We start from the raw sequence: 13,846 nt of genomic DNA on the forward strand, positions 1-13,846 counted from the left end.
GACTAGGGTGAGGACGAACCGACGTGTCACCTGCGAGGAGTCCTGCTGTGGCCGCCCGTCTCGTCCTCCTGCTGTCCGGAACAGGCAGCAACCTGGCCGCCATGATAGAGGCCTGCGACAACCCCGCGTACGGTGCGCGGATCGTCGCTGTCGGTGCCGACCGTCCCGGGGCCAAGGGGCTGGAGATCGCCGCCGCCGCCGGTATCCCCACCTTCGTCGAGGTCGTGAAGAACCACCCGACCCGCGAGGACTGGGACGCCGCCCTGACCGGCCACGTCGCCGGGTACGAGCCGGACCTCGTCATCTCCGTCGGCTTCCTCAAGCTCGTCGGCAGGTCCTTCCTGGAGCGCTTCGGCGACCGCTACATCAACACGCACAACGCGCTGCTGCCGGCCTTCCCCGGCATCCACGGCCCGCGCGACGCGCTCGAGTACGGCGTCCGGCTGGCCGGCGCGACACTGTTCTTCGTCGACTCCGGCGTCGACACCGGGCCGATCATCGCCCAGGTCGCCGTGCCGGTCGAGCTCGACGACACCGAGGACACCCTCACCGAGCGGATCAAGGTCGCCGAGAGGGCGCAGCTCGTTGAGTACGTAGGAAGGCTGGTCCGCGAAGGCTGGACCATCTCAGGCAGAAAGGTGTACATCCCGTGAGGCAGCCGATCCGTCGGGCACTCATCTCCGTCTACGACAAGACCGGCCTCACCGAGCTGGCCCAGGCGCTGGGCGCGGCGGGCGTCGAGATCGTCTCGACCGGTTCGACGGCGAACACGATCGAGGCGGCAGGGGTCGCCGTGACCCGGGTCGAGGAGCTGACCGGCTTCCCCGAGTGCCTCGACGGCCGGGTGAAGACCCTGCACCCGAAGGTGCACGCCGGCCTGCTCGCCGACCGGCGGCTGCCGTCGCACGTCCAGCAGCTCGAGGACCTCAAGATCGAGGCCTTTGACCTTCTGGTCAGCAACCTGTACCCGTTCGCGCAGACCGTGGCCTCCGGCGCGAGCCCGGACGAGTGCATCGAGCAGATCGACATCGGCGGCCCGGCGATGGTCCGCAGCTCGGCGAAGAACCACGCGAACGTGGCCGTCGTGACCTCCCCGGCCTTCTACCCGCGGCTCATCGAGGCCGTGGCCGCCGGCGGGCTCACCCTGGTCGAGCGCCAGCAGCTCGCCGTCGAGGCGTTCCGGCACACCGCGTCCTACGACGTGGCCGTCGCCTCCTGGATGGGCAGCGTCGTCGCCCCGCCGACCGACACCGCGTTCCCGGCCTGGATCGGCGGGACCTGGGACCGCCTGGCCGTCCTCCGCTACGGCGAGAACCCGCACCAGCACGCCGCCCTCTACTCGCACGGCGACGGCGGCCTCGCCAACGCCGAGCAGTTGGCCGGCAAGGAGATGTCCTACAACAACTACCTGGACACCGACGCCGCCTGGCGGGCGGCGAACGACCACGCCGCGCCGTGCGTCGCGATCATCAAGCACCAGAACCCGTGCGGGATCGCGGTCGCCGACGACGTGGCCACCGCGCACGCGCTGGCCAACGCGTGCGACCCGATGAGCGCGTTCGGCGGCGTGATCGCCGTGAACCGCCCGGTCACCGAGGCGATGGCCCGGCAGGTCGCCGACGTGTTCACCGAGGTCATCGTGGCCCCGGCGTTCGACGACGCGGCCCTGGAGCTGCTGAAGGCCCGCAAGACGCTGCGGATCCTCGTGATCGACGGGACCCCGGCAGCGCCGGTGGAGTCCCGGCCGATCTCCGGCGGGGTGCTGTTGCAGGTCGCCGACCGGATCGACGCCCCGGGCGACTCCCCGGAGAACTGGACCCTGGCCACCGGTGCGCCGGCCGACGCCGAGACCCTCAAGGATCTCGAGTTCGCCTGGCGGGCCGTGCGGGCCGTCAAGTCCAACGCGATCCTGCTCGCCAAGGGCGGCGCGACCGTCGGCGTCGGGATGGGCCAGGTCAACCGGGTCGACTCGGCGAAGCTGGCCGTCACCCGGGCCGGTGACCGGGCCGCCGGTTCCGCCGCGGCCTCCGACGCGTTCTTCCCGTTCCCGGACGGCCTGCAGGTGCTGCTCGACGCCGGGATCACGGCCGTCGTGCAGCCGGGCGGCTCGAAGAACGACCCCGCGGTGATCGCCGCGGCCGAGGCAGCGGGGATCACCCTCTATCTCACGGGGACCCGGCACTTCTTCCACTAACCTCGATCATGTGGAAGAGCTGCTCCTGATCGTCGGGCTGGTCGCGACCGTCGTCGCGACCACCGCCCTGGCCCGACGGCTCGGGGTGCTCTCGCCGATCATGCTGCTCGTGGTCGGCATCGTGATCTCGTTCGTGCCGGGGCTGCTGGACATCAAGCTGGCCCCGGAGATGGTGCTCGTCGGCATCCTGCCGCCCCTGCTGTACGTGGCGGCGGTCGAGACCTCGGTGCCGGACTTCCTCCGGAACCTGCGCCCGATCCTGATGCTCGCGGTCGGGCACGCGCTGTTCATCGCCGCCGCGGTGGGCTTCACCCTGCACTGGATCGTGCCGGAGGTGCCGCTCCCCGCGGCGTTCGCGTTGGGGGCGATCGTCGCCCCGCCCGACGCGGTGGCCGCCACGTCGCTGGCCAGCCGGATCGGCCTGCCCCGGCAGACCGTGACGATCCTGGAGGGCGAGAGCCTGGTCAACGACGCGACGGCCCTGGTCACGCTGCGGGTCGCCGTCGCGGCGGCCACCGGACAGGCGCTGTCCGGGCTCGACATCACCCGGACGGCCACGGTCGCGGTGCTGGGCGGCCTGGCCGTGGGGTTCGTCGGGGCGTACCTGATCAGTTTTCTGCACCGCAGGATCACCAACCCGATCCTGGACAACTCGCTGTCGCTGCTCACCCCGTTCCTGGTCTTCATCCCGGCGGAGAAGGTGCACGCCTCCGGTGTCGTCGCGGTCGTCGTCACCGGCCTGGTCGTCGGGCACCGCTGGCCCACTCTGATGTCCGCGGCGTCCCGGTTGCAGATGGAGGCCTTCTGGCGGATGGTCCGCTTCCTGCTGGAGGGCTCCGTCTTCCTGCTCGTCGGCCTCCAGCTGCGCCTGATCATCGAGCGGCTGAACACCCCGGTCGGGGTGGTGGTCGAGGCCACCGTCGCGGTCGTCGCGGTCGTGATCGCCGGCAGGTTCCTCTGGGTGTACGCCGGCACCTACCTCAGCCGCCTGCTGCCCCGGGTGCGCCACCGCACCCCGATGCCCAGCTTCTCGGTGCTCGCCGTGCTGTCCTGGGCCGGCATGCGCGGCGTCGTCACGCTCGCCGCCGCGCTGAGCCTTCCGGCGCTGACCTCCGCGACCGGGGACGACTACAACCCGCTGCTGACGTGGCTGGCGTTCGCGGTGATCGTGGTGACGCTGTTGTTGCAGGGGCTGACCCTGCCGCCCCTGGCCCGGCGGCTCAAGCTGCCCCGCGACGATCCGCGCGCCGACGCGCTGGCCGAGGCCGGGGTGCAGCACGAGGCGGGCAAGGCGGCCCTCGACCGGCTGTACGCGCTGTCGGAAAGCGCCCCGGTGCACGTCATCGAGCGGCTGCGCGGGGTCGTCGACTACCGGACGAACATGGCCTGGGAGCGGCTCGGCAACTCCGATGGCGAGACCCCGAGCCAGGCGTACTCGCGGCTGCGCCGTCAGATGCTCGACGCCGAGCGGGAGGTGTTCCGGATCGCCCGGGACCAGGGCAGGGTCCCCGAGGAGGTCCTGCGCGCCGCCCAGCGCGACATGGACCTCGAAGAGTCACTCCTCGAACGGAGACATGATGAATAGCTGCCCGCACCTGGCCGCCCTGGGCGAGCCGATGCCGCTCGCGGTCGACTTCTGCGAGGAGTGCGTCGCGGTCGGCAATTCCGACTGGGTGCACCTGCGCCAGTGCATGGAGTGTGGGCACGTCGCGTGCTGCGACTCCTCGCCGTACCGGCACGCGACGGCGCACTACCAGGGCACCGGCCACCCCGTGATGCGGTCGGCGCAGCCTGGCGAGACCTGGCGCTGGTGCTACAAGGACGAGGTGCTGGGGTAGCCGTGGACAAGCTGCGCGCGTGGTGGTCGGCCCGGCAGGGCCTGGACGGTTCGCTGGCCGGGGCCACCCCGGCGGCGGTGCTGGAGCGTTCCGGCTGGGCGCGCTCGGTCGGCGGCGTGAGCCCCTATCTGACCCTGTTCTCCCGGGCCGGGATCTCCCGCCCCGACGCGGACGCCGCCGCCGACCGGCGGGAGGTCTACGAGCTGCCGTGCGTGCGGGGCTGCACGTACGTCGTGCCGGCCGCCGACTTCGCCCTGGCCAGGTACCTGGGCCGGCACGGCGGCGAGGCGGAGCTGAAGGTGCTCGGCCGGCTCGGCGTGGACCGGGCCGAGGTCGACAGGCTCTGCGAGCGGGTGCTCGACGCGCTGGCCGGCGGTCCGCTGGACCCCGCGGAGCTGCGCGACCGGTTGGGCGGGGCGGTGCGCAGCCTCGGGGACGAGGGCCGGAAGAGGGGCTCGTCCACGACTCTCCCGGCGGCGCTGGGCCTGTTGCAGGCGGAGGGCCGGATCCTCAGGATGCCGCTGAACGGGCGGTTGGACACCCAGCGGTACGCGTACACGCTGTGGTCCGCGCCGGTCTTCGACGGGGACGAAGCGGACGCGCGTCGGGAGCTGGCCCGGCGGTACTGGACCTGGACCGGGGCGGCCACGATGGCCCAGTTCCGGGAGTTCAGCCTGTTCGCGGTGCGCGACCTGAAGACGGTCGCCGCCGAGCTGGGGCTCGTGGCCCTGGACGGGGATCTGCTGGCGTTGCCGGAGCTGGCCGGGGAGTACGCGGTGTTCACCCGCCCGAGGAAGCCGGACTACCGGCTGGTGGGGAGCATCGACTCGCTCGCGCTGCACCGGCGGGACGCCGCGAGCCTGATCGAGCCGGCGGACCAGGTCGCGCTGGGCGACCAGGGCGGTCTGGGGGAGGTCACCCACAACCTGATCGTGGACCGGGGGCGGGTGGTCGGGCTCTGGCAGTTCGACCCGGACGCCGGTGAGCTGGTGTGGTGGGCGTTCGGGGCGAAGCCGGACGCGGCGCTGCGCGCGGCCGTGGCGGACACCGAGCGCTACGTCCGTGACGACCTGGGCGACGCGCGGACGTTCAGCCTGGACAGCCCGAAGTCCCGGGCGCCCAGGCTGGCGTTCCTGCGCTCGAAGGCCTAACCGCGCTCGGCGCGCTCCACGACATTGGTGACGAGCAGCGCCCGGGTCATCGGGCCGACGCCGCCGGGCATCGGGGCCAGGAAGCTGGCCACGTCCCGGACGCCGGGGGCCACGTCCCCGGTGTAGCGACCCTTGCCGTCGGAGCCGACGACCCGGGTGATGCCGACGTCCACGACGACGGCGCCGGGCCGGACCATGTCCGCGGTCAGCAGCCCGGGGTTGCCGGCGGCGACGATCACGATGTCGGCCTTCGCGGTGTGCGCGGCCAGGTCCTGGGTGCCGGTGTGGCACAGGGTGACCGTGGCGTTCTCGCTCTTGCGGGTGAGCAGCAGGCCGAGCGGCCGGCCGACCGTGTTGCCCCGGCCGATCACGACGACCTCGGCGCCCTTGAGCGGCACGTCGTAGCGGCGCAGCAGCTCCACGATCCCGCGCGGGGTGCACGGCAGCGGCCCGTCGAAGCCGAGCACGAGCCGGCCGAGGTTGACCGGGTGCAGGCCGTCGGCGTCCTTGTCCGGGTCGATCAGCTCGAGGATTCGCTGGGTGTCGATCTGCCTCGGCAGCGGGAGCTGCACGATGTAGCCGTGGCAGGTCGGGTCGGCGTTCAGCTCGGCGACGACGGCCTCGACCTGTTCCTGGGTGGCGTCGGCCGGCAGCTGGCGGGCGATGGACGCGACGCCGACCTCGGCGCAGTCGCGGTGCTTGCCCGCCACGTACGCGTGCGAGCCGGGGTCGTCGCCGACCAGGATCGTCCCGAGCCCGGGGACGACGCCCCGCTCGGCGAGCTTCGCCACCCGCTGGCGGAGTTCTTCCTTGATCGCCGTGGCGGTGGCCTTGCCGTCCAGAATTGTCGCGGTCACACCGGTGATTCTTCCACGGCGTACCGCCTGGCGAAAACTGGCGTTCTGCCCAGATCAGTCCGCATTTCGGCCTAGCCTGGAAACGCCATGTTCTCTTCCCGTTCTCGAAGCGAGGCATCATGCGGGTCCGCAGAGTCGCCGCCCTGGTTGTCGTACCCGTTATCGCCAGTGTGGCCCTCGCGGCCTGTGGCGGCGGCGGCTCCGGCAGCAGCGGAGGTACCGTCAGCATCGGGATCGGTGAGCCGAGGTTCATCGTCCCGACGAACACGAACGACACGGCCGGTGGCTCGGTGGTCGACGCCCTGTTCACCAACCTGGTGAAGTTCGACGCGAGCAACAAGGCGGTCGAGGACGCGGCGGAGAAGATCAGCACCACCGACAGCAAGGTCTGGACGATCAAGCTGCGGGACGGCTGGACGTTCCACAACGGGGACAAGGTCACGGCCGACGACTACATCGCGGCCTGGAACTACGGCGCCTACGCCCCCAACGCCCAGCAGAACAACACCTTCTTCGCGTCCATCGAGGGGTACGCGGCCCTGAACCCGGCCGACAAGAACGCCACCCCGGCGGTCAGGGAGCTGTCGGGTGTGAAGAAGGTCAGCGACACCGAGTTCACGGTGACGCTGACGGAGCCGTACGCGGACTTCCGCTCGGTGCTCGGCTACACCGCCTTCAACCCCATGCCCAAGGTGGCGTTCACCAGCATGGACACCTACAAGGAGGCCCCGATCGGGCAGGGCCCGTTCAAGATGAAGGGCACCTGGGTCCACGACCAGAAGATCGAGGTCGAGGCGTACGACGGCTACAAGGGCACCAAGCCCAAGATCAAGGGCGTTACCTTCAAGGTGTACCAGCAGCCCACAGCGCAGTACTCCGAGCTGCTCGCCAACACCGTCGACGTCATGACGTCCCTGCCGACCTCGGTGCTGTCCAGCGCGAAGGCCGACCTCGGTGACCGGTACAAGACGAGCCCGAGTTCCTCGTTCACCTTCATCGCGCTGCCGCTGTACAACGCGAAGTTCACGAACGTGGACGTCCGCAAGGCGATCTCGATGGCGATCGACCGCGAGGAGATCACCAGGGTCGTCTTCAAGGGCGCGCGCACCCCGGCGCACGCGTTCGTGTCCCCGGTGGTGCCCGGCTACCGGGCCGACGCCTGCGGGGAGGGCTGCAAGTTCGACCCGACGAAGGCCAAGGATCTGCTGACCAAGGCCGGCGGGTTCCCGGGCGGGGCGCTGACGATCACGTACAACGTGGACGGCGACCACAAGGAGTGGGTCGACGCGGTGTGCAACCAGCTCATCAAGAACCTGGGTATCCAGTGCGCGGGAGCCGGCGAGCCGAAGTTCGCGGACCTGCGGACGAAGGCGCAGGCCAAGCAGGACATCGGGGCGTTCCGGCTGGGCTGGGCGATGGACTACCCGTCGATGGAGAACTACCTGACGCCGCTGTACTCCTCGACCGGCTCCTCCAACTACTACGGCTACGCGAACAAGGAGTTCGACGACCTGGTCGCGGCGGGTAACCGGGAGCCGACGGCGGACGGGGCGATCAAGAAGTACCAGGACGCGGAGAACCTGCTCGCCCGGGACATGCCGGTGGCCCCGCTGTTCTACGGCCAGAACGTCTTCGGCTACTCGACCAAGGTCACCAACGTCGAGGTGAACCCGTTCACTCGGGTCGACCTGCTGAAGATCGAGAAGAAGTAGCCGGTCCGGGGCCCGGCTGACCGGCCGGGCCCCGGGGCGACCGTCGATGTCGTGGCATTCATCACTCTGCGTAGCGGTTGGTCTGCAGTAACTCCCCGCCATCCCTTCTTATCCGCATATGTGTGAGTTACTTATGATAGAAAATGCTCAATCTTGCGACCTCCGCCACACTATGGGGTATAGCTTCAAACCACGCAATCTTGTACAAAAAGTCCAAGATCACGAACAGATTCCAATAGCATCTCGAAGGAGGTTGTGCAAATAGCTACCCAGATCATCGTTACGGTCCCGTAACCGTTCTGGTTTGCCGGTGCAGTGGAGTGGACTTTACGTTTGCTTGGCTGTCCATCGGCCCATCCATGGCGACGGTGGCACAGCGTGATGGAAACGAGGAGGATCAATGCAGGTACGCAAGTTTGCCGCACTGGTTGCCGTTCCCGTCGCAGCTGCCATCGGCCTCACGGCTTGCGGCGGCGGCGGCACGGGCGCCGGCAAGAGCGGCGGGACGGTGAGCATCGGCATCGCTGAGCCCAAGTTCCTGACGCCCACCAACACGAACGACAGCTCCGGCAGTCAGGTTCTGGAGTCGCTGTTCGCCGGTCTGGTGGACATCAACTCGACCAGCAACAAGCCCGAGCTGGACGTCGCCGAGAAGATCGAGACCAAGGACAGCAAGACCTGGTCCGTCAAGATCAAGGACGGCTACACCTTCCACAACGGTGAGAAGGTCACGTCCGACAGCTTCATCGACGCCTGGAACTACGGCGCGTACGGCCCGAACGGCCAGGAGAGCAACAACTTCTTCGCCAAGATCAAGGGCTACGCCGACCTGAACCCGGCCGACACCAAGGCCGTGCCGACCGCCAAGACCCTCACCGGTCTGAAGAAGGTCGACGACCTCAACTTCTCCATCGAGCTGGACGCCCCGTTCGCCGACTGGCTGTCGGTCATCGGCTACACCGCGTTCTTCCCGATGCCGAAGGCCGCCTTCGCCGACGTCAAGGCGTACAACAACGCGCCGATCGGTAACGGCCCCTTCAAGATGAAGGGCACGTGGACGCACGACCAGAAGATCGAGGTCGAGGCGTACGACGGCTACAAGGGGACCAAGCCCAAGATCAAGGGCGTCACCTTCAAGATCTACCAGCAGGCCACCGCTCAGTACTCCGAGCTGCTCGCCAACACCAACGACATCATGACGACGATCCCGACGTCCTCGCTGGGCAGCGCGTCCGCGGACCTGGGTGACCGGTACAAGACCAGCCCGAGCTCGAGCTTCACGTTCATGGCTCTGCCGGTCTACAACCCGAAGTTCGCCAACGCCGACGTGCGCAAGGCGATCTCGATGGCCATCGACCGCGAGGAGATCGTGAAGACGATCTTCAAGGGTTCGCGCAAGGCCGCCGACTCGTTCGTCTCGCCGGTCGTCCCGGGCTACAAGCCGGGTGCCGGTGGCGACGCCGTCAAGTACGACCCGACCAAGGCGAAGGCCCTGCTCGACGCGGCCGGTGGCTTCCCGGGTGGCGCCCTGACGATCACGTACAACGTCGACGGCGACCACAAGGAATGGGTCGACGCGGTCTGCAACCAGCTCATCAAGAACCTGGGCATCAAGTGCGTCGGCGCCGGCGAGCCGAAGTTCGCCGACCTGCGGACCAAGGCCAAGGCCAAGCAGGACATCGGCGCGTTCCGGATGGGCTGGTCGATGGACTACGCCTCGATGGAGAACTACCTCGACCCGCTGTACGGCACCGGCGGCTCCTCCAACTACTACGGCTACGACAACAAGGCGTTCAACGCCCTGGTGGCCGCTGGTAACCAGGAGGCGACCACCGACGGCGCGATCAAGAAGTACCAGGAAGCCGAGGCGCTCCTCGCCAAGGACGTCCCGGTCGCGCCGCTGTTCTTCGGCCAGAACGTCTACGGCTACTCGACCAAGGTCAAGGACGTCTTCGTCGACGCCCGCGGCCACGTCGACCTGCTGAAGCTCGACACCAAGTGATCACCGACGCTGCCCGGTCGGCTCGCGCACTCCGCGGGCTACCGGGCAGCGTCGTCTGCCGTTGCCCAGGCCGGACCCGGCTCCCGTCGGAGGAACCATGCTCCGTTACATAGTTCGACGCCTGCTCCAGATGGTGCTGGCGTTCTTCTGCACAACATTCATCGTGTATTCGATGATGTTCGCCACCGGCGACCCTCTGACGTCGCTGGCGGGCGAGGGCAAGGAGCTCAATGACGCCGTGAAGGCGAAGCTCACCCGGGACTTCCATCTCGACGAGCCCTTCCTGGTCCGGTACTGGTACTACATCAAGGGTCTGCTGACCTTCGACCTGGGCGACTCGCTCTCCCAGCGGCCGATCGCCGAGATCCTGAGCGAGGCCTGGGGCTACACCATCCAGCTGGCCTCGATCGCCTTCGTCTTCGTGGTGATCCTCGGCGTGGTGGGCGGCGTGATCGCCGGCATGCGGCGCGGCGGCGTGTTCGACAACGTGACGCTGTTCCTCACCCTCGTCGTGATCGGCATCCCGAGCTTCGTCATCGGTCTGATGCTGAGCACGTTCCCCGGCGGCAAGTGGGGCTGGTTCACCCCCGGCTACAACGCCGACCAGGGCATCGCCACCCTGATCGTGCCCGGCTTCGTGCTCGGCGCGCTCGCCCTGGCCACCGCCGTCCGGCTCACCCGGACCTCCGTCGCGGAGAACCTGCGCTCCGACTACGTGCGCACTGCCAAGGCCAAGGGGCTGAAGAAGACCCGGATCATCGGCGTGCACGTGCTGCGCAACTCGCTGATCCCGGTCGTCACGTTCCTCGGGATCGAGATCGGCAACCTGATGGGTGGCGCGATCGTCACCGAGCGGATCTTCAACATCCCGGGCGTGGGCTTCCAGCTCTTCAAGGGCATCCAACTGTCCGACGGCCCCATCGTGGTCACCATCGTCAGCGTGCTGGTCGTCGTCTACCTGCTGGCCAACCTGCTCGTGGACATCCTGTACGCCGTCCTCGACCCGCGCATCCGTTACTCGTAGAGGGGCCGGGCATGAGAGAGCGAAGCGAACGAATCAATGGCTCAGAGTGCCGCGAACGCGGTACCGAGCGGAGCGAGGTGCCGGGTGAGTGATTTCGAGACCATCGCCGCGTCGGAGAACCACGCGGCCGTGCCCGGCCCGTCGGGCGAGAACAACGCGCCCAACCAGCCCGACAACTCGGGCAAGGTCCGCAGCCTGGCCGGCGACGCCTGGCGCGACCTGCGGCGCAGCCCGGTCTTCATCGTGTCGTCGATCGTGATCGCGTTCATGGTGTTCATGGCGGCGTTCCCGACCCTGTTCACCTCGGCGGACCCGCGATCGTGCGAGCTGTCCCGGTCGATGGCGGGCCCGAGCGGCGACGCGATCTTCGGGTACAACCTGCAGGGCTGCGACGTGTACGCCCGCACGGTGCACGGCGCCAGTACCTCGATCCAGGTCGGGTTCTACTCCGCGCTGCTCGCCGGCCTGATCGCCGTCGTGATCGGCATGCTGGCCGGCTTCTACGGTGGCCTGCTCGATGCGATCCTCGCCCGGATCATCGACATCGTGCTCGGCATCCCGCTGCTGCTGGCCGCGATCGTGGCCCTGAAGGCCCGGTCGAGTTCCAGCGACGGGTACTGGGGCCAGCTCATCCTCGTCGTCGTCGTGCTGAGCATCTTCGGCTGGACCACGGCGGCCCGGATCGTCCGGTCGTCGGTGATCTCGGCCAAGGGCCAGGACTACGTGCACGCCGCGCGGATGCTCGGCGCGAACAACGGCCGGATCATGCTCAAGCACATCCTGCCGAACGCGATGGCCCCCGTGATCGTGGTGATGACCATCGCCCTGGGCGCGTTCATCACGGCCGAGGCCACGCTGTCCTTCCTCGGGGTCGGGCTCAAGGACCCGATCATCTCGTGGGGCAAGGACATCTCCGAGGCCACCCAGCGGGTCCGGGAGAACGCGATCCCGCTGGTCGCCCCGTCGGCGTTCCTGTCCCTGACCGTGCTGGCGTTCATCATGCTCGGCGACGCCGTGCGTGAGGCCTTCGACCCGAGGCTCCGGTGACCATGAGCAACCATCTTCTCGAAGTCGACGACCTGCACATCGAGTTCCGGACCAGGGACGGGGTGGCCCGGGTCATCAACGGCGTCTCGTACCACCTGGACGCCGGGGAGACCCTGGCCGTGCTGGGCGAGTCGGGCTCCGGCAAGTCCGTGACCGCCCAGGCGATCATGGGCATTCTGGACATGCCCCCGGGGTTCATCACGAAGGGCGAGATCCGGTACAACGGCCGGAACCTGCTCACGATGCCCGAGGAGGAGCGGCGCAAGCTGCGCGGCAAGGAGATCGCCATGGTCTTCCAGGACGCGCTCTCCGCCCTCAACCCGGTGTTCACGGTCGGCTTCCAGATCTCCGAGGCGCTGCGGAAGAACGACGGGCTCAGCAAGAAGGACGCGTACAAGCGGGCCGTCGAGCTGATGGAGCTCGTCAAGATCCCGGCGGCCAAGGAACGGCTGCACAACTACCCGCACGAGTTCTCCGGCGGCATGCGTCAGCGGGTCATGATCGCGATGTCGCTGGCCCAGGACCCGAAGGTGCTGATCGCCGACGAGCCGACCACCGCGCTCGACGTGACGGTGCAGGCCCAGATCATGGACCTGCTCGCCGAGCTGCGCCGCGACCTCAACATGGGCCTGATCCTGATCACCCACGACCTGGGTGTCGTCGCGGACGTGGCCGACCGGATCGCTGTGATGTACGCCGGCCGGATCGTCGAGCACGCCGACGTGCACGACATCTACGCCAAGCCGGCGCACCCGTACACCAAGGGATTGTTGGAGTCGATTCCCCGGCTGGACTCGAAAGGTCAGGAACTGGCCACGATCAAGGGCCTGCCGCCGAACCTGATGCGCCCGCCGACGGGCTGCGCGTTCCACCCGCGGTGCCCGATGGTCCAGCAGGTCTGCCGGGACGTCGTGCCGCCGCTGATGGTGCTGGACAACGGGCGCACGAGCGCGTGCCACTTCGCCGAGGAGGTCCTTCATGGGTGAGCCGATCCTCCAGGTGGACAACCTGGTGAAGCACTTCCCGATCAAGCAGGGCATCCTGTTCCAGTCCCAGGTCGGTGCGGTCAAGGCCGTCGACGGGGTGTCCTTCGAGCTGAACAAGGGCGAGACCCTCGGCATCGTCGGCGAGTCCGGCTGCGGCAAGTCCACGCTGGCCAAGTTGATCATGCAGTTGGAGACGCCGACCGCCGGCTCCGTCACCTTCAAGGGCGAGAAGATCTTCGGGATCAAGGGCGACAAGCTCCGCCGGATCCGGCGCAACATCCAGATGGTGATGCAGGACCCGTACACCTCGCTGAACCCGAGGATGACGGTCGGCGACATCATCGGCGAGCCCTACGAGATCCACCCCGAGGTGGCGCCGAAGGGTGACCGGGAGCGCCGGGTCAAGGAGCTGCTGGAGCTGGTCGGGCTGAGCCCCGAGCACATCAACCGGTACCCGCACCAGTTCTCCGGCGGCCAGCGCCAGCGGATCGGGATCGCCCGGGCCCTGGCCCTGCGGCCCGAGGTGATCGTGTGCGACGAGCCGGTGTCGGCCCTGGACGTGTCCATCCAGGCCCAGGTGATCAACCTGCTCGGCAAGTTGCAGCGCGAGATGGGGCTGTCCTACATCTTCATCGCGCACGACCTGTCCGTGGTCCGGCACATCTCCGACCGGGTCGGGGTCATGTACCTCGGCAAGATGGTCGAGATCGGCACCGAGGACGAGATCTACGAGCGGCCGACGCACCCGTACACCCAGGCGCTGCTGTCGGCGGTGCCCGTGGCCGATCCGTCGGCGCGGCGGAACCGGGACATCATCCGGCTGGAGGGCGACGTGCCGTCGCCGGCCAACCCGCCGTCGGGGTGCCGGTTCCGGACCCGGTGCTGGAAGGCGCAGGAGATCTGCGCGACGGAGGAGCCGCTGCTGATCGGCCGCGCGCCGGATCCGCACCCGTCCGCGTGTCACTTTGCGGAGCTCAAGCACGTCGTCGCGTAGCGCAGCGGAGCCGCTGAAGCACGTAGAGGGCCCACCCCCGC

General features: G+C 68.5%; 12 protein-coding genes. 11 read left to right on the plus strand and 1 reads right to left on the minus strand.

Features of this window, described 5'->3' with window-relative positions; all coding sequences use genetic code 11:
- Nucleotides 1-23 precede the first annotated feature (23 nt).
- The 5 genes from purN to IW245_RS31530 are packed head-to-tail and all read left to right on the plus strand — an operon-like array spanning nucleotide 24 to nucleotide 5,183.
- Complete coding sequence (gene purN / locus IW245_RS31510) at nucleotides 24-653, plus strand: phosphoribosylglycinamide formyltransferase (RefSeq protein WP_267919962.1); 630 nt, start codon at nucleotides 24-26, stop codon at nucleotides 651-653.
- Nucleotides 650-2,194 carry a bifunctional phosphoribosylaminoimidazolecarboxamide formyltransferase/IMP cyclohydrolase gene (gene purH / locus IW245_RS31515; protein WP_197006755.1) on the plus strand — a complete coding sequence of 515 codons (1,545 nt, stop codon included), beginning with the start codon at nucleotides 650-652 and terminating at the stop codon, nucleotides 2,192-2,194. Before purN ends, purH begins: the two co-directional genes overlap by 4 nt.
- Before the next feature lie 10 nt (nucleotides 2,195-2,204).
- Nucleotides 2,205-3,779 (plus strand): Na+/H+ antiporter, encoded by a 1,575-nt coding sequence (locus tag IW245_RS31520; protein ID WP_197006756.1) that lies wholly within the window; start codon nucleotides 2,205-2,207, stop codon nucleotides 3,777-3,779.
- Nucleotides 3,769-4,032, plus strand: a complete 264-nt coding sequence (locus tag IW245_RS31525) for a UBP-type zinc finger domain-containing protein (RefSeq protein WP_197006757.1) — start codon at nucleotides 3,769-3,771, stop codon at nucleotides 4,030-4,032. Before IW245_RS31520 ends, IW245_RS31525 begins: the two co-directional genes overlap by 11 nt.
- Nucleotides 4,033-4,034: 2 nt before the next feature.
- Nucleotides 4,035-5,183 (plus strand): DNA glycosylase AlkZ-like family protein, encoded by a 1,149-nt coding sequence (locus IW245_RS31530; RefSeq protein WP_197006758.1) that lies wholly within the window; start codon nucleotides 4,035-4,037, stop codon nucleotides 5,181-5,183.
- On the opposite strand, the gene IW245_RS31535 is transcribed toward IW245_RS31530, so the two are convergent.
- Entirely contained in the window at nucleotides 5,180-6,040 is an 861-nt protein-coding gene (locus IW245_RS31535; protein ID WP_197006759.1) for a bifunctional methylenetetrahydrofolate dehydrogenase/methenyltetrahydrofolate cyclohydrolase, read from the minus strand. The two genes, IW245_RS31530 and IW245_RS31535, sit on opposite strands and share 4 nt — an antisense overlap.
- Nucleotides 6,041-6,159: 119 nt before the next feature.
- Here IW245_RS31535 and IW245_RS31540 point away from each other — a divergent pair, with 119 nt between their 5' ends.
- The 6 genes from IW245_RS31540 to IW245_RS31565 all read left to right on the plus strand — a co-directional run bounded on the left by IW245_RS31540 (nucleotide 6,160) and on the right by IW245_RS31565 (nucleotide 13,805).
- Nucleotides 6,160-7,752, plus strand: coding sequence for a peptide ABC transporter substrate-binding protein (locus IW245_RS31540; protein WP_197006760.1), 1,593 nt, complete (start codon nucleotides 6,160-6,162; stop codon nucleotides 7,750-7,752).
- Nucleotides 7,753-8,152: 400 nt separating this feature from the next.
- Entirely contained in the window at nucleotides 8,153-9,754 is a 1,602-nt protein-coding gene (locus tag IW245_RS31545; RefSeq protein WP_197006761.1) for a peptide ABC transporter substrate-binding protein, read from the plus strand.
- Between the two features lie 97 nt (nucleotides 9,755-9,851).
- Nucleotides 9,852-10,778 carry an ABC transporter permease gene (locus IW245_RS31550; RefSeq protein ID WP_197006762.1) on the plus strand — a complete coding sequence of 309 codons (927 nt, stop codon included), beginning with the start codon at nucleotides 9,852-9,854 and terminating at the stop codon, nucleotides 10,776-10,778.
- A gap of 84 nt (nucleotides 10,779-10,862) precedes the next feature.
- Nucleotides 10,863-11,825 (plus strand): ABC transporter permease, encoded by a 963-nt coding sequence (locus tag IW245_RS31555; protein WP_197006763.1) that lies wholly within the window; start codon nucleotides 10,863-10,865, stop codon nucleotides 11,823-11,825.
- A gap of 2 nt (nucleotides 11,826-11,827) precedes the next feature.
- Nucleotides 11,828-12,811: an ABC transporter ATP-binding protein gene (locus tag IW245_RS31560; protein ID WP_197006764.1), complete on the plus strand. Its 984-nt coding sequence runs from the start codon at nucleotides 11,828-11,830 to the stop codon at nucleotides 12,809-12,811.
- Nucleotides 12,804-13,805, plus strand: coding sequence for an ABC transporter ATP-binding protein (locus tag IW245_RS31565; protein WP_197006765.1), 1,002 nt, complete (start codon nucleotides 12,804-12,806; stop codon nucleotides 13,803-13,805). The genes IW245_RS31560 and IW245_RS31565 overlap by 8 nt, the downstream gene beginning before the upstream one ends.
- Nucleotides 13,806-13,846: the final 41 nt, after the last annotated feature.

Origin of the sequence: Longispora fulva (assembly GCF_015751905.1) — a bacterium.
GTDB classification, from domain to species: domain Bacteria; phylum Actinomycetota; class Actinomycetes; order Mycobacteriales; family Micromonosporaceae; genus Longispora; species Longispora fulva.

Coding starts and splice junctions, on each gene's coding strand:
- IW245_RS31525 (WP_197006757.1), top strand. CDS start 3,769: ATGATGAATAGCTGCCCGCACCTGGCCGCCCTGGGCGAGCCGATGCCG.
- IW245_RS31540 (WP_197006760.1), top strand. CDS start 6,160: ATGCGGGTCCGCAGAGTCGCCGCCCTGGTTGTCGTACCCGTTATCGCC.
- IW245_RS31545 (WP_197006761.1), top strand. CDS start 8,153: ATGCAGGTACGCAAGTTTGCCGCACTGGTTGCCGTTCCCGTCGCAGCT.
- IW245_RS31550 (WP_197006762.1), top strand. CDS start 9,852: ATGCTCCGTTACATAGTTCGACGCCTGCTCCAGATGGTGCTGGCGTTC.
- IW245_RS31560 (WP_197006764.1), top strand. CDS start 11,828: ATGAGCAACCATCTTCTCGAAGTCGACGACCTGCACATCGAGTTCCGG.
- IW245_RS31565 (WP_197006765.1), top strand. CDS start 12,804: ATGGGTGAGCCGATCCTCCAGGTGGACAACCTGGTGAAGCACTTCCCG.